The organism is Bacteroides sp. 43_46, from assembly GCF_001915455.1.
Lineage (GTDB): Bacteria > Bacteroidota > Bacteroidia > Bacteroidales > Bacteroidaceae > Bacteroides > Bacteroides caccae.
In genome coordinates this window covers 57,374-77,547 of record NZ_MNQN01000044.1, presented here as the reverse complement: position 1 = coordinate 77,547, position 20,174 = coordinate 57,374, and the positions used below count along the sequence as shown (strand labels likewise).

At 41.5% G+C, this 20,174-nt stretch carries 21 protein-coding genes; 14 read left to right on the top strand and 7 right to left on the bottom strand.

What is annotated here, in order from left to right:
- Positions 1–422 precede the first annotated feature (422 nt).
- Genes BHV72_RS04750 through BHV72_RS04735 form a run of 4 tightly spaced genes read left to right on the top strand, consistent with a single transcriptional unit; the run spans position 423 to position 4,230 of the window.
- The gene (locus BHV72_RS04750; RefSeq protein ID WP_005681606.1) at positions 423–1,382 is read left to right on the top strand and encodes an ABC transporter substrate-binding protein; all 960 of its coding nucleotides are present in this window, start codon (positions 423–425) and stop codon (positions 1,380–1,382) included.
- Between the two features lie 17 nt (positions 1,383–1,399).
- Entirely contained in the window at positions 1,400–2,752 is a 1,353-nt protein-coding gene (locus BHV72_RS04745) for a hypothetical protein (RefSeq protein ID WP_005678430.1), read from the top strand.
- A complete protein-coding gene (locus tag BHV72_RS04740) occupies positions 2,742–3,473 on the top strand; it encodes an ABC transporter ATP-binding protein (RefSeq protein WP_005681607.1) in 732 nt (243 codons plus the stop codon). Before BHV72_RS04745 ends, BHV72_RS04740 begins: the two co-directional genes overlap by 11 nt.
- Positions 3,463–4,230, top strand: a complete 768-nt coding sequence (locus tag BHV72_RS04735; RefSeq protein ID WP_005681608.1) for an ABC transporter permease — start codon at positions 3,463–3,465, stop codon at positions 4,228–4,230. The genes BHV72_RS04740 and BHV72_RS04735 overlap by 11 nt, the downstream gene beginning before the upstream one ends.
- A 67-nt stretch (positions 4,231–4,297) precedes the next feature.
- Here the strand turns inward: BHV72_RS04735 and BHV72_RS04730 are convergent, their stop codons facing one another.
- Positions 4,298–5,311 carry an energy transducer TonB gene (locus BHV72_RS04730; RefSeq protein WP_286855003.1) on the bottom strand — a complete coding sequence of 338 codons (1,014 nt, stop codon included), beginning with the start codon at positions 5,309–5,311 and terminating at the stop codon, positions 4,298–4,300.
- A gap of 95 nt (positions 5,312–5,406) precedes the next feature.
- On the opposite strand from BHV72_RS04730, the gene pheS reads away from it, so the two are divergent.
- The 8 genes from pheS (at position 5,407) to BHV72_RS04690 (ending at position 15,326) form a co-directional block, all read left to right on the top strand.
- Positions 5,407–6,426 (top strand): phenylalanine--tRNA ligase subunit alpha, encoded by a 1,020-nt coding sequence (gene pheS, locus BHV72_RS04725; RefSeq protein WP_005678426.1) that lies wholly within the window; start codon positions 5,407–5,409, stop codon positions 6,424–6,426.
- 99 nt (positions 6,427–6,525) lie between these two features.
- A complete protein-coding gene (locus BHV72_RS04720; protein ID WP_055171692.1) occupies positions 6,526–7,722 on the top strand; it encodes an MFS transporter in 1,197 nt (398 codons plus the stop codon).
- Entirely contained in the window at positions 7,719–8,396 is a 678-nt protein-coding gene (gene nth, locus BHV72_RS04715; RefSeq protein WP_005678424.1) for an endonuclease III, read from the top strand. Before BHV72_RS04720 ends, nth begins: the two co-directional genes overlap by 4 nt.
- A 92-nt stretch (positions 8,397–8,488) precedes the next feature.
- The gene (locus tag BHV72_RS04710; RefSeq protein ID WP_005678423.1) at positions 8,489–9,748 is read left to right on the top strand and encodes a phosphoglycerate kinase; all 1,260 of its coding nucleotides are present in this window, start codon (positions 8,489–8,491) and stop codon (positions 9,746–9,748) included.
- A 90-nt stretch (positions 9,749–9,838) separates the two neighbouring features.
- Entirely contained in the window at positions 9,839–10,807 is a 969-nt protein-coding gene (locus BHV72_RS04705) for an ABC transporter substrate-binding protein (RefSeq protein WP_217298785.1), read from the top strand.
- 16 nt (positions 10,808–10,823) lie between these two features.
- Complete coding sequence (locus BHV72_RS04700) at positions 10,824–11,867, top strand: putative porin (RefSeq protein WP_022041877.1); 1,044 nt, start codon at positions 10,824–10,826, stop codon at positions 11,865–11,867.
- Between the two features lie 59 nt (positions 11,868–11,926).
- A complete protein-coding gene (locus tag BHV72_RS04695; RefSeq protein ID WP_005681612.1) occupies positions 11,927–13,111 on the top strand; it encodes a DUF418 domain-containing protein in 1,185 nt (394 codons plus the stop codon).
- Positions 13,112–13,118: 7 nt separating this feature from the next.
- A complete protein-coding gene (locus BHV72_RS04690) occupies positions 13,119–15,326 on the top strand; it encodes a tetratricopeptide repeat protein (protein WP_286855002.1) in 2,208 nt (735 codons plus the stop codon).
- Here the strand turns inward: BHV72_RS04690 and BHV72_RS04685 are convergent.
- Genes BHV72_RS04685 through BHV72_RS04665 form a run of 5 tightly spaced genes read right to left on the bottom strand, consistent with a single transcriptional unit; the run spans position 15,321 to position 18,130 of the window.
- Entirely contained in the window at positions 15,321–15,902 is a 582-nt protein-coding gene (locus BHV72_RS04685) for a Maf-like protein (protein ID WP_005681614.1), read from the bottom strand. The two genes, BHV72_RS04690 and BHV72_RS04685, sit on opposite strands and share 6 nt — an antisense overlap.
- Positions 15,903–15,951: 49 nt before the next feature.
- On the bottom strand, positions 15,952–16,473 hold the full coding sequence (locus BHV72_RS04680; protein ID WP_022041874.1) for a KdsC family phosphatase: 522 nt from the start codon (positions 16,471–16,473) through the stop codon (positions 15,952–15,954).
- Positions 16,454–17,248, bottom strand: coding sequence for a Rossmann-like and DUF2520 domain-containing protein (locus tag BHV72_RS04675; RefSeq protein ID WP_022041873.1), 795 nt, complete (start codon positions 17,246–17,248; stop codon positions 16,454–16,456). Before BHV72_RS04675 ends, BHV72_RS04680 begins: the two co-directional genes overlap by 20 nt.
- Before the next feature lie 7 nt (positions 17,249–17,255).
- Positions 17,256–17,591 (bottom strand): hypothetical protein, encoded by a 336-nt coding sequence (locus BHV72_RS04670; RefSeq protein WP_005678412.1) that lies wholly within the window; start codon positions 17,589–17,591, stop codon positions 17,256–17,258.
- A gap of 2 nt (positions 17,592–17,593) precedes the next feature.
- Positions 17,594–18,130: a nitroreductase family protein gene (locus tag BHV72_RS04665; protein WP_005678410.1), complete on the bottom strand. Its 537-nt coding sequence runs from the start codon at positions 18,128–18,130 to the stop codon at positions 17,594–17,596.
- Between the two features lie 100 nt (positions 18,131–18,230).
- Here BHV72_RS04665 and BHV72_RS04660 point away from each other — a divergent pair, with 100 nt between their 5' ends.
- Positions 18,231–18,443 (top strand): hypothetical protein, encoded by a 213-nt coding sequence (locus BHV72_RS04660; protein ID WP_022041871.1) that lies wholly within the window; start codon positions 18,231–18,233, stop codon positions 18,441–18,443.
- Here BHV72_RS04660 and BHV72_RS04655 read toward each other — a convergent pair.
- A complete protein-coding gene (locus tag BHV72_RS04655) occupies positions 18,412–18,954 on the bottom strand; it encodes a beta-class carbonic anhydrase (RefSeq protein WP_005678408.1) in 543 nt (180 codons plus the stop codon). The two genes, BHV72_RS04660 and BHV72_RS04655, sit on opposite strands and share 32 nt — an antisense overlap.
- A gap of 162 nt (positions 18,955–19,116) precedes the next feature.
- Here BHV72_RS04655 and BHV72_RS04650 point away from each other — a divergent pair, with 162 nt between their 5' ends.
- Positions 19,117–20,139, top strand: a complete 1,023-nt coding sequence (locus tag BHV72_RS04650) for a GNAT family N-acetyltransferase (RefSeq protein ID WP_217298783.1) — start codon at positions 19,117–19,119, stop codon at positions 20,137–20,139.
- Positions 20,140–20,174: the final 35 nt, after the last annotated feature.

The following is a 20,174-nucleotide window of genomic DNA, read 5'->3' as shown; positions in this document are numbered from 1 at the left end:
ACTTATAATTGAGAGGCATCCTAATTCTCTTTGAGACTAGAGATGCCTTCTCTTTACAAGTTTTATTATACGAGACAATAAATTCTTTAAAAGAAATATACTGAGAGATCAACTGAAAATTATGCTTGTGAAAGTATATTTTCAAATGTTTGTCTCTTGGAAGGGATGCCTCCCTTATTTCCCACGGGCATCCCTTTTCTGCTCTTAATGCATCTCACTTATCGTACTAGAAAGCAATTTACTAGTCCCTTATTTCCCCAAGACAAGGAGATGTTTTTAAGAATATAAATGCTCGGGCTTGTGAAAGTCCGTGCTTTTATTTATACAACTATAATGTCTGTAGTTAACTAATGTCTTTATATTTTCGACATGGGATTAGATATCCACCACTTATGCTTTTAGAAATATAAAAATAATCAATTATGAAAAGTGTATATTATTATCTGTCAGTGCTGATTATATTTCTTTCAGCATGTCATACCAATAAATCAGAATTAGAAACAATTAAAGTTGCACAGTTTGGAGATGTATTCATATATATACCTCTATATTTGGCAAATACCAAAGGATTTTTCAAAGAAGAAGGTTTGAAAGTTGATCTGATAAACACTGGAGGGGACGATAAAACCTATGCAGCGGTAATTGGTGGTTCCGCTTTATTTGGTATTGCAGATCCTACTTTTGTTGCTATTGCTAAGGAACAAGGAATAGATGGATGTGTGATAGGAAGTATTGTCAACAGTGTTCCCTTTTGGGCTCTGACAAAAAATCCCAATGTTCCTCAAATTACGAATGCCGCGATGTTAGCTCCTTACAGCGTAGCTACTTTCTCTGCTCCTTCTACAGCATATACAGTTCAAACTGAAATGTTCAAAGAAGCTAATTTGCCTACAAATATCAGACAAGGTGCATTTGGAACTTTATTACCTATGCTTGATACCGGCAATGCTGATATCGCCCTTGAATTGGAACCTAATGTTTCAATAGCGGTAGCCAATGGAGCAAAGGTCGTTTATTCTTTTGCTGATAAATATCCGGATTTTACCTTCACAGGTATCACAACAAGTAAAAAGACTATCGATGAAAAACCTGAAATAGTCCAGCATTTTATCAATGCTATTACCAAAGCTGAAAAATTTGCACATGAGTATCCTGATAGTGCCGCTTACTATATGGCAGAACTATACCCTGATGTGAATAAGAATATAATAGCACAGGCCATCAAACGCATGGTAGACTCAAACACATTACCTCAAAACGCAGTAATCTCACCGGAAGCTTGGAAACAAGCCGTTGCATTACGTCACCGTATGGGAGATTTAAAATCATTGGATAATATAGAAAGTGTATTAGATATGAATTTCGCTGAAAAAGCACGTTGACAAAAAAGTTATTGAATATGAAAATCATATTTATGTTAGCCGCAAAAACATATATGTACCTTCCTCTTTTTCTGGCAAAAGAAAAAGGTATTTTTAAATCTGTATTTGAGGCAAAGAGAATAAAGGATGATATAGAGTTTCGCATTTGTGATGGCGATGATGACGCTATTGACAGTATGTTGGATTTTAACAGGAATGCACGTAAATGCAAATTAGACGAAATAGCAATTGCTATTTCAGACCCGACTTCTATATTGCGGCAACATAAAAGTTTTGATAACAAAACAGATATAAAAGTTATAGGCAAATTGATAAACAAATTGCCTTTTTGGGTTATTTGTCCCTATAATGAGGAATTAGATAATAATTCGCATAATGGGTTTATGGATATTAAGGAATTAAAAGCCAAACGTCTTTATACACCTAATAGTTCATACATTACTGCCAACTCTTGCTGTTCTCAACTATTAAATAAAAACAATTATAAAATCAAACCTGTTGATTTTTCCGAAGAAATAGAGAAATGCATTAATGATTCCGAATCCATAGCTCTGACGGGTGACTTAAATTTAATGGCAAGAAAATATATTGAGAACAAAATTTGTATTTACAGCCATATGGCGAATAATAATGATGAAAGCATAGCTACAACTATTATAACCAGCAGATATATATGTAAGCAGTACGAGGACATGCTGGCACTTGTCTTGGAGGCTATTCAGAAAGCCATTTTTATTATATATTCATCACCTGAAATAGCCACAGAAGTATGTTATAAAATCAGTGATGAGATTGATAGTTATCGGATGCCTGACGAAAATATTCAAAAAGAAAAAACAGAAATCATTATATCAATTATTAACAGTGATCATCTATATCCGATGACTACCGATATCTCATTTTCTGATTGGAAAAAAACAGTAAATTATTACCTTTCGCATGGGATAAATATATTTGAATATATGAGGGAGCACAACTCGCCAACCAGACCCAATGAGAATGAAGCATATGTTGCAGGTATATATCAAAAAATGTTCTTCAAAAATCCTGCACACACTGCAGAAAGAAAGATTGTTGAGGATTTTGGAGTAGATTGCAATACTTTTGACAAAGAAATACCATATCATTTGATCAGAAAACTGAAGAATAAGATTTTGTTTTTCATGAAAAAGGATTTTTGGTATATCCTGTGCTTTATTTTATTTGTATGTGTTGTAGGGTATGTGGTATACCAGACTTTTTATAACAATAATCATGATTACATATCGAATGTCGGTTTAATATTTGGTGCATTATCTTTAATATGGGGTATCCTAACTAGTCTGGGGGTATTCCCTAAGTTGAAAAAAACGAGTCGTTATGATGATTGAACTACAAAATGTAGGGTTTGCCTACAATAACAAACATACAGTATTTTCTAATTTAAATCTTTATATTGATAGAGGAGATATTGTATCTATTGTCGGCAATAGCGGTTGCGGAAAAACGACATTGCTGAATCTTATTGCCGGAGTTTTACTACCTTCTAAAGGAGAAATCAAGAAATCGGATAAGAATATAGCCTATTTGATGCAGGATGTCACATTATTGCCTTATAGGACAGCGTGGGAAAACACTTTTCTTGCTTGTGAACTGCGGGGAATACCTGTTGACAACATACAGAAGCAGGCTGCCAAAGAAATACTAGACTTATTCAACATAGAAACGGAAGCTCTAAACAAGTTCCCCAAAGAACTCTCCGGAGGAATGAAACAACGGATCGGATTGTTACAAACTCTACTCACCGACGCTTCATTATTTCTGCTTGATGAACCTTTTAACGCCATTGATATTAATGCACTGAACAGTATTAAACTCTATATATGGGAATATCTCATCAAGAGTAATAAAACAATGATCTTTATCACCCATAATATTGATCAGGCATTGCTTTTAAGCGACCGTATTCTAATTATGAGAAGTCCAACTGAGTTATTAGAAATAAAGCCCGCTAAAGAATATTGCTCACTTTCCCCTGACGAAAGAATAGACACAAGCGAATATAAAAAACTTTTTTTTGAAATCGTTGAGAATTTGAAATATGAGAAATAAAATATTACAATGGGTACCATTGGCTGTTTTACTGATTGCTTGGGAAGCATATGCTAAATTTCAGTCAGGCTTTTCAACCATGTTTTCTTCCCCTGTGAGAATAATAACATTGTTATATGAGAAAACGGTATCTGGCGACCTGCCATATCATACATTCATAACTGCTTATGAATCATTTGTCGGATTGCTGTTTGGGCTATTCATTGGATGTATTATAGGTTTTATTTTAGTCTATTTTCCAAAATGCTCGAAAATAGCTCATCCTTATATAATAGCACTTAGTTCAATTCCTACTTTCGCATTGGCTCCTCTAATGATTATTTGGTTTGGAACCGGATTGAAAATGAAAATTGTATTGGCATTCCTCTCTACTGTTTTTATTACTGCTTTTCAAACCTATGAAGGAGCAAGCAAAATCTCTGAAAGTGACGATACTTTTTTCAAAATCAATCATGCTACCAACAAACAACGCTTTTGGATGCTCTCATTCCCAGCCTCACTGGATTGGGTTATCCAATCACTCAAACTGAATGCCGGCTTCTGTGTTTTGGGAGCATTCATTGGCGAATTTATAGCCTCTGAAGCTGGTTTAGGATATATCATTCTAAAAGCAAGTGGCTTATACGATACCACCTATGTCTTTGCCGCTATTATATGTATTATCTTACTTTCTATGTTTTTTAATTTGTTGGCCGTATTCGTAAACAAATATAAATTGAGGATAATTCGTTTTGCAACAATGAAATATGGTAAATAAATAACTCTTCATAAAACTAAATGTTTTTCAAATGCTTATCTCCTGAAAGGAACGTAAACGCATTTTCCTATGGCTTATATAACTTTGGACGGAAAGGAATATAAAGCGTATAGTTACTATCCGTCGGCTTTCCTCCCACCAGTGCCGGCGACCATTTCGGCATTCCCTTTACAATACGAAGAGCCTCCTCGGCAAACTCGGAATGAGTAGCTTTCAAAATATGAGGACGCAGAATCACTCCTTCCTTATCAATCGTAAACTCACACAAAGCATATCCCGATATATTCTTGGCTAAAAGATTTGCCGGATAAACCATTTGATCTGCAATATATTCTTCCGGAGTAGTGCCGGACAAATGAGCAAGTTCTTCTATCTGTTTGCCGGAAAGCGACCTCTGCTGAGGCCCCACCTGATAAATTCCGACATACATCGGTTTCTTATAAGCATCCGGTTGCTCCTTAGTGCGCTGTTGCAACTCCTTCAATAAAGCAGCAGCTTCTTCCGCCACCGCCTGTTCCGAAATATCTTCTCCTCTGGATAACATATAAGCCGACTGACAGACCAACACAAGACGATCCATTAAAGAACCTTTTTTCGGGGACCACTTACGTCCCATCTGATTTGCACCTTTCGCATCCGTCGAAGTGAAATAATAAACGACTCCGTCCAAACCTGCCGTAGAACCGTCCAAATCCTGCACCTGACTCGTCACCGTACGAAAAATGGCACCCAAAGACTGATAAAGGGACGAACTGATAACCACCGATCTCGTATCTACCGTCACTGTTCCTTTCTCTGCTTGCCAATAGGTACGCGACAATGTGTTCGAAACCAAACAATAACGCCCACCCTTCTTCTCTACCGACATGGCATACTCGGGCGAGAAAGAAGGAATTGCTACAAAACGAGCATACGGTTGTTGCTGAAAGCCTGTGTTCAATAAAGAAAATACATTGCGATAATATTCGCCCAATTCGCCTGTGTAAGTAGTGAAAGGTTTCACCGGCTCCAGATAATCAATCTGTGCCGTAAGACGAAAAGATAAGGTCAAAAGTAGAATAAAGAAAACAATCTTTTTCATAAGTTGCCGGATTTTCAATGCGTATCGGCAATCGTGATAAAATTATATCTTTGCACGGTTTTTACTAAGAAACTGAATAACAATACATCAAAAATATGATAGCTAAGATTGAACAACTTCTGAAAGAGGTAGAGGCTTTGCATGCCTCCAATGCCGAAGAACTTGAAGCTCTCCGCATCAAATACCTTAGCAAGAAGGGAGCCATTAATGACTTAATGGCGGATTTCCGTAACGTAGCTGCCGAACAGAAAAAAGAAGTCGGCATGAGACTGAATGAACTGAAAACAAAAGCGCAGGATAAAATCAACGCACTGAAAGAACAGTTTGAAAGTCAGGACAACGGTTGTGACGGATTGGATTTGACGCGCTCGGCTTATCCTGTCGAACTCGGTACACGTCACCCGCTTACCATTGTAAAAAATGAAATTATCGACATCTTCGCCCGTTTGGGATTCAGCATCGCTGAAGGACCGGAAATAGAAGATGACTGGCACGTATTCTCGGCACTGAACTTTGCCGAAGACCATCCGGCACGCGATATGCAGGATACTTTCTTCATCGAGGCTCACCCGGATGTTGTATTGCGTACACATACTTCTTCCGTACAGACCCGCGTTATGGAAACGTCACAGCCTCCTATCCGCATCATCTGTCCGGGACGTGTATACCGTAACGAAGCAATCAGCTACCGTGCGCACTGTTTCTTCCACCAGGTAGAAGCTCTGTATGTAGACAAAGACGTATCATTCACCGACTTGAAACAGGTATTGCTGCTTTTCGCTAAAGAGATGTTCGGTGCAGATACTAAGATTCGCCTGCGTCCGTCATACTTCCCCTTTACAGAACCCAGTGCTGAAATGGATATCAGTTGTAACATCTGCGGTGGTAAAGGTTGCCCGTTCTGCAAGCATACCGGTTGGGTGGAAATCCTCGGTTGCGGTATGGTAGACCCGAACGTACTTGAATCCAACGGCATTGACAGCAAAGTATACAGCGGTTATGCTCTCGGTATGGGTATCGAACGTATCACAAACCTGAAATATCAGGTGAAAGACCTCCGTATGTTCTCCGAAAACGACACACGCTTCTTGAAAGAATTCGAGAGCGCATACTAAAAACAGGTTGAGAGTTGAGAGTTGAGAATTGAGAGTGGCTATGCAGAATAATGTAGCTAACCCTTAACTCTCAACTCTCCATTCTTAACTTCTCCAATTATGAAGGATAGACTCATTACTTCCAGTTATTGTTTCATCTTGGCAGCCAACTTTTTGCTCTACTTCGGTTTTTGGTTGCTAATCCCTGTTTTGCCGTTCTATCTGTCCGAGTTCTTCCAGGCGGGAAATTCTACTATTGGTATTGTTCTTTCCTGCTATACGGTAGCAGCACTCTGCATCCGCCCATTTTCCGGTTATCTGCTCGATACCTTTGCCCGTAAACCTCTCTATCTTTTCGCATATTTCATATTTATGATGATGTTCGGCGGATATCTGATTGCAGGTTCTCTTACCTTATTTATTATGTTCCGCATCATTCACGGTGTCTCTTTCGGAATGGTTACCGTAGGCGGAAATACAGTAGTAATCGACATTATGCCTTCTTCGCGCAGAGGGGAAGGATTGGGATATTATGGTCTAACCAATAATACGGCAATGTCTATCGGACCGATGTTCGGACTTTTTCTGCATGACGCTGGAGTCTCATTTGCAACAATATTCTGTTACGCATTCGGGGCATGTATATTAGGATTTTTATCAGCCAGTCTGGTAAAGACACCTTATAAGCCTCCTGTAAAGCGTGAGCCGATTTCGCTCGATCGTTTTATCTTGCTGAAAGGAATGCCTGCAGGACTTAGCTTGTTGCTACTTTCCATTCCTTATGGGATGACAACCAACTATGTCGCTATGTATGCCCGACAGATAGGACTACACACACAAACCGGATTCTTCTTTACCTTTATGGCAGTCGGCATGGCTATCTCCCGTATCTTTTCGGGAAAGCTGGTAGATCGAGGAAGAATCACACAAGTGATAGCAGCGGGATTATATTTAGTAGTGTTCAGCTTCTTCCTGCTCGCAGGCTGCGTGTATCTGATTCAATGGAGCGACACAGCCTGTACGATTCTGTTTTTCGGAATCGCTTTATTAATGGGCATCGGATTCGGAATCATGTTTCCGGCTTTCAATACCTTGTTCGTCAACCTTGCCCCCAACAGTCAGCGAGGAACGGCAACTTCCACTTACCTAACCTCCTGGGATGTGGGAATCGGTATCGGTATGCTGACGGGAGGATATATCGCCGAAATCAGCACGTTTGACAAAGCCTACCTTTTCGGTGCCTGTCTGACGGTAGTCTCCGCCATTTATTTCAAAATTAAAGTAACGCCTCATTATCATAAAAACAAATTACGATGAGAAAGAAAGAACGTTATGAGAAAGTAATCGCTTGGTTTCAGGAAAATGTGCCAGTAGCCGAAACAGAACTGCATTACAACAATCCGTACGAACTACTGATTGCTGTTATCCTTTCCGCACAATGTACGGATAAACGGGTGAATATCATCACTCCGCCTTTGTATCGGGATTTTCCTACTCCGGAAGCGTTGGCGGCCACCACCCCGGAAGTGGTATTCGAATATATCCGGAGTGTATCTTATCCGAACAATAAAGCTAAACATTTGGTCGGCATGGCTAAAATGTTGGTAAATGAGTTTAATAGTCAAGTTCCCGACAATATGGAAGATTTAATAAAATTGCCCGGTGTAGGAAGGAAAACAGCCAATGTAATACAATCGGTTGTATTTCATAAAGCGGCAATGGCAGTGGATACCCATGTGTTCCGCGTCAGTCACCGCATCGGACTAGTGCCGGACAGTTGTACCACCCCGTTCAGTGTGGAAAAGGAACTGATGAAGAATATCCCGGAGAAACTGGTTCCCATAGCACACCACTGGCTTATCCTGCACGGCCGTTATGTTTGCCAGGCACGCACCCCAAAATGTGACACCTGCGGTTTGCAAATGATGTGCAAATATTTCTGTAACACCTATAAAGTAACGAAAGAGGCACCAAAAGCCAAGAATAAATAACGTTTTAATAGCAGAGAAACGAAATAAATAGTAACTTTGCAGGCGTTCTAAAAGAAAATCTTTAAAACACTTTTAAATAAAAATAGAGTATTATGCAGACAATTGACAAATTCAATTTTGCCGGTAAAAAGGCATTTGTTCGCGTGGACTTCAATGTACCCCTGGACGAAAACTTCAACATTACAGATGACACTCGTATGCGTGCAGCTCTTCCTACTCTGAAGAAGATTCTGGCTGACGGCGGTAGCATCATCATCGGTTCTCACCTGGGCCGTCCGAAAGGCGTTGCCGATAAATTCTCTTTGAAACATATCATCAAGCATCTGTCTGAATTGCTGGGTGTTGAAGTTCAGTTCGCTAACGACTGCATGGGCGAAGAAGCTGCTGTTAAAGCTGCCGCTCTGCAACCGGGAGAAGTTCTGTTGCTCGAAAACCTCCGCTTCTATGCTGAAGAAGAAGGTAAACCAAGAGGGTTGGCAGAAGATGCAACAGACGAAGAAAAAGCGGCTGCTAAAAAAGCTGTAAAAGAAAGCCAGAAAGAATTTACCAAGAAATTGGCTTCTTATGCCGACTGTTACGTAAACGACGCGTTCGGTACAGCTCACCGCGCTCACGCTTCTACTGCATTGATCGCTAAATATTTTGACGTTAACAACAAGATGTTCGGTTACTTAATGGAGAAAGAAGTGAAGGCTGTTGATAAAGTATTGAACGACATCAAACGTCCGTTCACTGCTATCATGGGTGGCTCTAAAGTTTCTTCTAAAATCGAAATCATCGAAAACCTGTTGAGCAAAGTGGACAACCTGATTATCGCAGGTGGTATGACATATACATTTACTAAAGCAATGGGTGGCAAAATCGGTATCTCTATCTGTGAGGACGACAAACTTGACCTGGCTTTGGATTTGATGAAGAAAGCAAAAGAAAAAGGTGTGAACCTGATATTGGCTGTTGACGCTAAAATTGCTGACGCTTTCTCTAATGATGCAAATACTAAATTCTGTCCGGTTGACGAAATTCCTGATGGTTGGGAAGGCCTTGATATCGGTCCTAAAACTGAAGAAATCTTCGCTAACGTTATCAAAGAGTCTAAGACTATCCTTTGGAACGGTCCGACAGGTGTATTTGAATTCGATAACTTTACTCACGGTTCACGTGCAGTAGGTGAAGCAATCGTTGAAGCAACGAAGAACGGTGCATTCTCACTCGTTGGCGGTGGTGACTCTGTAGCTTGTGTTAACAAGTTCGGTCTGGCTAGCGGTGTTTCTTATGTTTCTACCGGTGGTGGTGCATTGCTTGAAGCCATCGAAGGAAAAGTTCTTCCGGGTATTGCTGCTATTCAAGAATAAGAAAATTTATAATAGCTAATTTTTTTACAATGGTTAAATAAGAGGGCAGTTCTTTGTGAAAAGAGTTGCCCTCATTCATAAAAATGAGGTATGAAAAGACCGATACTACTCTTTTGTTTCATCCTTTTCTTCCTTTGCTCCTGTCAGAGTAAAAAAGGAGATAGTCTTTTTTTGCCTCTATCCGAACTGAAACCACTCACATTGGGTATGATGCCTACACTCGAAGGGTTACCTTTTTACATTGCCCGCTCCGAAGGTATTTATGACTCATTAGGATTGGACTTAACTATTCTCCCATTCAATTCTGCCAACGACCGTGACGCCGTTTTCCAAACCGGACAAATGGATGGTATGGTAACTGATTACCCCAGTGCGATAACACTACAAGCTATTCATCATACGGAGTTGGGCTTTATCTTTAAGAATGACGGCTATCTCTGCTTTATCGTCTCTAAAGAAAGCCGTATCAACCAACCGGAACAACTTATAGAGAAAAATATAGCCGTATCCCGCAATACCGTTGTCGAATATGCGACCGACCAACTATTAAACAAAGCGGGAATCAAGTATGCAGAGACAAACAAACCGGAAATCAGTCAACTTCCCCTCCGCCTGCAAATGTTACAGTATAACCAGATTGATGCTTCTTTCTTGCCTGACCCTGCCGCTTCTATCGCCATGAACAGCAAGAACAAATCATTAATAAGTACGCAGGAACTGGGAATTGAATTTATCGCCACCGCTTTTTCCCGAAAAGCTCTCCAAGAGAAACGAAAAGAAATCGAACTGCTCATTACGGGGTATAACTTGGGAGTAAACCATATAAAAATGCATCCGCAATCAGAGTGGAAACAAGTATTAATGGAAATCGGTGTACCGGAGAATCTAACCGGACTGATCGCCCTCCCTACCTATCGGAAAGCAACACGACCTTCGGCAGAAGCCATAGAAAAAGCAACCCATTGGCTGAAAGCAAATCACCGGATACCCCAAACGTACTCGGAAAGCAATCTGATAGACACAACTTATATTCACACAGTATCAACCACCATTCAATAACAACTAAATTAATCCCATGCGAAAAACACTCTTACTTTCAATTATCTTGCTATCAAGCATGCCGGGTATACAAAAGTCCCTTATTGCACAAGAAAAAACATCACTGAACCAAGTTGTCAACACACTGAAAGAACGTATCAGCCTGGCCGGATATGCCCAGTTGGGATATACGTACGATGATGCAGCCAAACCGGACAATACATTCGATATCAAACGAATTATTTTCATGGCACACGGAAAAATCACCAAACGCTGGACTTGTGATTTTATGTACGACTTTTACAACGGTGGTATGCTGCTCGAAGTGTACACAGATTATCAGTTTCTTCCCGGACTTACTGCACGTATCGGAGAATTTAAAGTTCCTTATACGATTGAAAATGAATTATCTCCTACTACGGTAGAGCTAATCAACTGTTATTCCCAATCCGTCTGCTATCTGGCAGGCGTCAGCGGCAGTGACAAATGTTACGGCATGACTTCGGGTAGAGACATCGGCATGATGATTCATGGTAAACTATTCCACGACTTCCTACAATATAAAGTTGCCGTGATGAACGGACAAGGGCTAAATACAAAGGATAAGAACAGCCAGAAAGATGTTGTCGGGAATCTTATGATTTATCCCTTGGAATGGTTATCCGTGGGCGGATCGTTTATCCGGGGAACCGGACACGCAATAGCCGATTCCGAATATACCGGAATCAAAACGGGAGAGAACTATGCCAAAAAGCGTTGGAGCGCAGGAGGGGTTGTTACCACTTCCCGTTTCAATCTGCGTACCGAATATCTCGGCGGCAAGGACCGGAACGTAAAAAGTGAAGGATTCTATGCAACAGGAAGTGTGTGTTTCGCACGAAACCTCGACTTTATCGCTTCGTTTGATTATTTTAATCCTAATAAAGCGGCAGATTTCAAACAAAACAACTACATTGCCGGTGTGCAATACTGGTTCTACCCCAGATGCCGCTTGCAGGCACAATACACTTTTTGTGACAAAAAGGGAAACGGACAGAAAGATTCTAACCTGATACAGGCACAGGTACAGGTCAGATTTTAAGTAGCAAGTATTATGGAGAATCATCATATAATAAACCTATAAAAGAAAGACTGGAAATCATGGAACACAAAATCGCCGAACCCAACGCCCGAGTAGACGTGGCCGACGTACTAAGAGGACTTGCCGTAATGGGAATCATCCTTTTACACAGTATTGAACACTTCAATTTTTATTCTTTTCCGGAGAAAGTACCTTTTGAATGGATGAACTTTACCGACCAAGCTATTTGGAGGGGATTATTCTTCACGTTCAGTAATAAGGCGTATGCAGTATTCGCCCTACTTTTCGGCTTTAGTTTTTATATTCAGGATAATAATCAACAACGCAAAGGAAAGGACTTCCGGCTCCGTTTCCTATGGAGGCTATTTATCCTTTTTATCATCGGACAGTTCAATGCTGCTTTCTTTACCGGAGAAATATTAACCATGTATGCTATCCTCGGTATTATTCTTCCGATATTCTGCCGCATGAGCGACCGTATCGTCGTCATCTTTGCCACCCTGCTGATCCTGCAACCTATCGACTGGGCAAAATTAATCTATGCTTTATGTAATCCTGACTATGTGGCAGGTGAAAGTCTGGCACGTTATTATTTCGGCATAGCTTTCGATGTACAGAAGAACGGAACCTTCCTCGAAACCATCCGCATGAATATGTGGGAAGGACAACTTGCCAACATGACTTGGGCATTGGAACACGGACGCATCCTGCAAACTCCGGGATTATTCCTGTTCGGTATGCTTATCGGACGCCGGAAATATTTCCTATACAGCGAACAGAACGAGCGCCTGTGGCTGAAAGCACTGGCTATCGCCCTACTCTGCTTCTTCCCTATCTACGGGCTCAACAATATGTTACCGGAATTTATCGAGAGAAGTGCTATCCTCGTACCCTTACAGCTCATACTAAGCTCATTCAGCAGTCTTAGTTTTATGGTATTATTGGTAACAGGATTGCTGCTCACCTTCTATCACGTAAAAGACCGCAGCTTTTTCATGCGTTTCACATCTTATGGTAAAATGAGTTTAACTAACTATTTGGGGCAATCAATTTTCGGCTCTCTTTTGTTCTATCATTGGGGATTCGAACTGGGACGCTATTTAGGAATCACTTATAGTTTCTTTTTTGGCATTCTTTTTGTTATATTACAAATGGTATTTTGTTCGTGGTGGCTCCGTCACCATAAACATGGTCCCTTCGAAGGTTTATGGAAACGCCTGACCTGGATTGGAAAAAACAAATAATTGAATTATGATGAACGAGAAAACGATTAATGAACAATACGCATATATACGTACCTTACTTGAAGAAAAAAGACTCAAGGAGGCCTTGATGCAGCTGGAATCGTTGCTTTGGCAATGTCCCGACTGGGATTTACGTACCCGTCTGGAACAATTGCAGACTTCTTACAAGTATATGTTGGAATACATGAAACAGGGAGCCAACGATCCTGAGCGGTGGAACCTATACCAAAAGTTGGTGGCGGACACATGGAGTATTGCCGACCAGTCACGCCTACTCATGCTGGACAACGCTTCATCAAAATATTATCACGAAGTACGTCGTACACCCGAACCGGCAGATTTGGCAGAATATGGCCTAAAAAAAATACTTCATATACTTGAATCTTTTAATGATGACTTAGCAATCAGCGGATTACTCTCCGATGCTAAAATGGATGAAGTGCTGCAACGGCATGAGAACACTCTTAAATTCATGTTTGTAAGAACATGGACAAACAGTTCGTGGACTTCTGAAGACGAAGAAGACGCAAAATCCATGCTGGGTTCGGAATTGCTTTTACCCGACGACTTATGTTTATTTGTCAGTGCTGTCACACTGAGCGTAATGGAATGTTTTGACTTACGTAAAATCATGTGGCTGCTGGATGCTTACCGTCATAAAGATGTCAATGTCAGCCAACGGGCATTGGTTGGTGTCATATTCATCTTCTACATTCACAGAACCCGGCTTCTTTATTACCCAGAACTTATCAAGAGGGTCGACCTTATGGACGAAATTCCTTCTTTCCGGGAAGATGTTGCCCGTATCTACCGCCAAATGCTGTTATGTCAGGAAACGGAAAAGATTGATAAGAAGATGAGGGAAGAGATTATTCCCGAGATGCTGAAAAATGTTTCTTCCATGAAGAACATTAGATTCGGTTTTGAGGAAAACGATGAAGAAAACGATGACAAGAACCCGGACTGGGAAGATGCCTTCGAACAATCCGGACTGGGAGACAAGCTGCGCGAAATGAACGAACTCCAGCTGGAAGGAGCCGATGTGTATATGAGCACTTTTTCTTCTCTGAAAAGTTATCCGTTTTTTCGTGAGGTACAGAACTGGTTTTATCCGTTCAGCAAGCAACAGTCCAATGTACTCAAGGCACTGAAACAAGTAGGGAACGAAGGAAGCAGCTTGCTTGACTTAATTCTCCAATCGGGCTTTTTCAGTAATAGCGATAAATATTCGCTCTTTTTCACCATTCACCAACTGCCTAAAATGCAACAGGAAATGATGTTGAGCCAACTCAACGAACAGCAGGTAGCAGAACTGGCGGAAAAGTCGAACGCCGAAACTATGAAGAAATTCAACGCACGCCCGGGAACAGCGAGCAATCAATACCTGCACGACCTGTACCGTTTCTTCAAACTTAGTGTGCGCCGGAATGAATTTCGTGATATTTTCAAAGAAAAACTCGACCTTCATCATGTTCCCGCACTCGACAATCTACTATATTGTGAAGAAGAATTGTTTCCTATTGCTGATTTTTATCTTTCAAAGGAACGTTGGGATGAGGCTATCGACATTTATAAAGAATTGATTGAAATCGGAGGATTTGAGGGAGAAGGTGCAGAATATTACCAAAAATTCGGATATGCTCTGCAAAAAAGAAAAAGATATGCGGAAGCTATCGAAGCCTATCTAAAAGCTGATACGCTGAAACCGGATAATATATGGAATAACCGTCACCTGGCTACCTGCTACCGGCTGAACCGGAATTATGAGGCAGCCCTTACTTATTATAAAAAGGTGGAAGAAGCTACCCCCGAAGCTTCAACTGCAGTTTTCTATATCGGTAGTTGCCTGGCCGAACTCGGGCAGTATGAAGAAGCACTGAACTATTTCTTCAAACTGGATTTTATCGAGAGTAACTGTGTGAAAGCATGGCGCGGTATCGGCTGGTGTTCATTCATCAGCTTGAAGTATGAGCAGGCGATGAAGTATTATGAAAAGATCATCGAGCATAAACCGTTAGCTATTGATTATATGAATGCAGGACATGTTGCCTGGGTAATGGGAAATATTCAGAAAGCGGCTGTTCTCTATGGAAAGGCAATTACAGCCTGTGGAACGCGAGAAAGATTCCTCGAAATGTTTCATAAAGACGAAGAACCCCTTCTCAAACAAGGTATTCGAGAAGAGGATATTCCGTTAATGCTGGATTTATTATAACTTTTTCAACTCCCCATACAACTTCTGTATGGGGAGTCCCATTATATTATAGAAGCTACCGGAAATAGACTTCACTCCAATATATCCGATCCATTCCTGAACACCATAGGCTCCTGCCTTATCCATTGGCTGATAACGGTCAACATAGTACTGGATTTCGTCTTCGGACAGTACATCAAACAGCACATCGGAAGCTGCCGTGAAGCTTTTCTGCCATTCGGTTGTCGTTAGACAGACACCTGTGAAAACCTGATGCGACTTCCCGGAAAGAGCACGCAGCATTTCCACCGCTCCTTCCCTACCTTCCGGCTTACCGAGCACTTTCCCCTCCAGCCATACAATGGTATCGGCCGTAATCAATAACTCGCCGGGCTTCATCATAGAACGATAAGCATCCGCTTTTTTACGCGATATATATTCGGGAATTGCAGCTCCCACCAAAGTTTCAGGATATGATTCATCCACGTCAGGCAATGTCCTGACGACATATTCCACTCCCAACCCAGACATTAATTCTTTCCGACGGGGAGAATTGGAAGCCAATATAAGCTGATATTTCTTTAAATTGCTAAGCATGATTTTAGTTACGATTAAAAAATTGAATGATTTACAATTGACAGTTCTCTTACCAGCCGAAGGCATCATCCGTCAACCATATTCCATGAGCTTTCAGGACTTGCTCCACTACATCGCGTCCGCAGCCATGCCCCCCCTCCGCATAAGAAATGTATTTCGCCACCGCTTTTACTTCCGGTACGGCATCTTTCGGACAACAAGGCAAGCCACATTCACGCATTACTTCTATATCGGGCACATCATCCCCCATATACAGGATTTCATCATCAGCAAGTCCATACTTATCACGGAAAGCACGATAGTCGTGTATTTTCACCGCAGAACCCATGTATAAGTCCGTCACGCCCAGTCCGACAAAACGGATACGGACGGCCTCCGTCCGCCCACCGGTAATGATAGCAATACGGATCCCCTTTTTCACTGCCAATTGAATGGCATATCCGTCCTTGATATTCACAGTACGCATCGGTTCCCCGGAAGGATGCAACGGTACGGTTGTCGAACTCAACACACCGTCCACATCAAAAGCCAGTGCCTTGATGCGTGATAAATCATAATTTATGGTGCTCATGGATACTCTTACTCATTAATTTATAAATTTCCTGCAACGCCGGAGAGTCCACCAACATCGCAAGATGATTACTCATCACATTTTCATCGTAGCGTACAGCCGGTCCAGTCTGCGCATCACGCGGAGCCAGTTCGTGTACTTTACGTGCAGTCTCATCAATCAACGGAAGCATCACTTCGAAAGGTAAATTATATTTTTCGAGCAAATCGGCAGCCAGCGCATACATGTGATTTGTGAAATTACAGATAAAGACGGCTGCCAAATGAAGACTTTTGCGTTGTTCTGAATCAGCTTCGTACACTTTCTCAGAGAGGGTCGAGGCAATCGCTTTCAATAGTTCCGTATCCTCCGCCCTTTTCGCTTCAATAAAGAAAGGCACTTCCTGAAAGTCAACTTCACGCTGTTTACTGAATGTCTGCATCGGATAAAATACTCCATAACGTTCTGCATGACCTTCCCAGACACTCATAGGGATGCTCCCCGCCGTATGAACCAGTAAAGATTTTTGTTTATCTTCCGTTATCTGCGGCAATAATTCTACAAAAGCCGCATCTTTCAGGGATACGATATAGAGTTTGGCGTCTTTTGATATTTCCTGTAAGTCAGTCGTATAATCCGCCTCTACTTTCTCCGCCAGCGCACGGGCGGACTCTTCTGTCCGGCTATATACTTGCACAATGCGAAAACCTTTGTAGTAAAGTGCTTTTGCCAAATTGGTAGCCAGGTTTCCGGCACCGATAAATACAACCGGGGTATCTTCTATACTTCTTTTCATCGTTTTTTCAGCGTTTTGCAAACCAATATAAGATTATACCGATGATAAGCAATGTCAATGGCAACAAATAACCGGACAATGAACCAAGCAATGACATCACCAAACCGATATTCATCACCAGCCAAAGTCCCAGCAACACAAGACCTATTGATTTATCGCGTTTGAAAATAAGGAAACAGGCAGCAGCATACAGCAACATATTATCCTTATTCATCACCCAGGGCAAACCGATAGAAGAAAAATGAATCAGTTTATCAATCAGAAAAAGTGCACCGATCACCATAAAGGTAACGGCAGTCGCGAGATAAGTATCTTTACTATTATTTGCTTTGGCAGCTCCCATTGTTATTTTCCTCCGAACTTATTGATATGGATTTTCTCCCATTGGAGATGTTCTTCATTGAAAGGTTTGCGTTCCATCCCCTTATGGCCGACCGCAATGACAGAAAGTACCTGAAGCTGCAAAGGTATATCAAGAATTCCATGCACAAACTCGTCGGAAGGCATTCCGGTTGCCGTGAAACGCTCACGTACCTGCACCCAGCAACTGCCCAACCCGAGGTCTTCCGCCTGCAACTGTATCATAATAGAAGCAATAGCAGCATCTTCAATCCATACATCGCTTGCCAACGGGTCAGCCATTACCACAATAGCCAAAGCCGCATCTGCAATAAAAGAAGAAGCCTGTTCCTTGCAATGAGACAATTCTTTCAGCATTTCCTTATCATCAATCACTACAAACTGCCAGCTATTGCTGCGCTTGGAAGAAGGTGACATCAAAGCTGCTTTCATCAATGTTACAACCTCATCCTGTGTCAGTTCTTCATCGGTGAACTTGCGCATACTGCGACGATTCTTTATCAATTCACTGAAATTTTCCATATTATTTCCGGTTTCATTTAATTAATGTATGCAAAGATAGTGCAAACCGAGCGTAATAGGAAATAAAAACAGTATCTTTGCAACGATAAACAATATCATCATGAAAAAGCGAATTACACAGGACGATTACATTAAAGCGAATCGTAAAGCAAGCCGTGAGGCGGAAATTGAGATGTACGGACACCCTATTTGTCACAAAAGGGTGCACCAGTCAAAGAAAGTATATAACCGTAAAAAGATAAAGGCAACTGACAAAGAGTTGCCTTATTTTTTTGTCCTTTTCACACAATCCGCGTCAATTCTCCGGTTGTAGAATCAATAATGAATCCGTATACCTTCACATCCACCGGAATCAAAGGATGATGCACAATAAAATCAACCGTTCCTCTTACCGACTTCTCTGTATCTTCGAAGCCGTCCAGCCATGAATGAAAGTCGACCCCGCAAAAACGCATCATGTCGATATAATCAGGATTAATGCCCCTTGCCTTCATCTTCTCCAACATTTCTTCGCTATGCATATGGCAAGCGCCGCAGTCGGAGTGCGCAATCACCATAATTTCCTCCACTCCCAACTCAAAAATAGCCACGAGCAGACTACGAATCACACTACCGAAAGGATGGGAAATGACGCCTCCCGCATTTTTTATCATTTTCACATCCCCGTTTTTAATTCCCAGCGCAGCAGGCAGTAAAGCTGTCAAACGAGTGTCCATACAGGAAAGAATAGCAATCTTCTTATCAGGATACTTATTTGTAATATACGCTTCATATCCCTTGTCCTCTACGAATTTTTTGTTGTAAGCCAATATTTCTTCTAACATAAATTGCTTCTTTTAAAGTGTTTGCCAATACGCAAAAGTAACGAAAATCAGATAAAAAATAGAAATATTACGCAAGAAAAATAGACTGTTCGTTTTAAAGGTCGCCAACAAAATCTCCGTTTTTTTGTTGAATGAAAAATAAAAAGTGTAAATTTGTCCCACATGCCACTTAAACTAACTACATATTACCACGGAAAGGATATTCCTGACCTGCCGGGAAATAACACATTCCATTCCAAGGAGTTGTTTCAAATATACGAAGCAACGCCCGGTTACTCGCCCTTACTGATAGTGGCAACAGAAGACGGAAAACCTGTGGCACGGCTCTTGGCAGCGATCCGCAAAACTAAAAAATGGCTTCCTTCCTGTCTTGTGAAACAATGTGTGGTATATGGAGAAGGTGAATTCCTGGAAAAGACATTTACAGCCGAACAGAAAGATTCGCTTCCGAACATCAGGGAAAGAGAGGAAGAAGTGTTCGGCGAAATGTTGGAACATCTCACGCAAGAGGCATCCCGTACCTGTATCCTTATCGAATTCCGCAATCTGGACAACTCTATGTTCGGTTACCGTTCTTTCCGGAACAACGACTATTTTCCGGTCAACTGGTTACGGGTACGCAATTCGTTACATAGTTCGAAAAAAGCGGAAGACCGTTTCAGCCCGTCACGTCTCCGCCAGATAAAAAAAGGGCTTAAAAATGGAGCCAAAGTAGAAGAAGCGCACACCACAGACGAGATACGTGATTTTTCACGTATGCTGCATAAGGTTTACTCTTCCCGCATACGCCGGTATTTCCCTGCCAATGACTTTTTCCGCCACATGAACAATATGCTCATCAAGGGAAAGCAAGCTAAAATATTTATTGTCCGCTACAAAGAAAAGATTATCGGCGGCTCTGTATGCATTTACTCAGGAGACAATGCTTTCCTCTGGTTTTCGGGAGGAATGCGAAAGACGTATGCACTGCAATACCCAGGCGTACTCGCCGTTTGGAAAGCTCTGGAGGATGCTCACGAACGAGGTTTCCGCCATCTGGAGTTCATGGATGTGGGACTTCCTTTCCGTCGGCATGGTTATCGCGATTTCGTACTCCGCTTCGGAGGAAAACAAAGCAGTACCCGACGTTGGTTCCGCGTCAATTGGCCTTGGCTGAATAAGTTAATGGTCAAATTTTACGTTTAAATGCAATCTCCAGATTACAAAACCATTCTTCATGC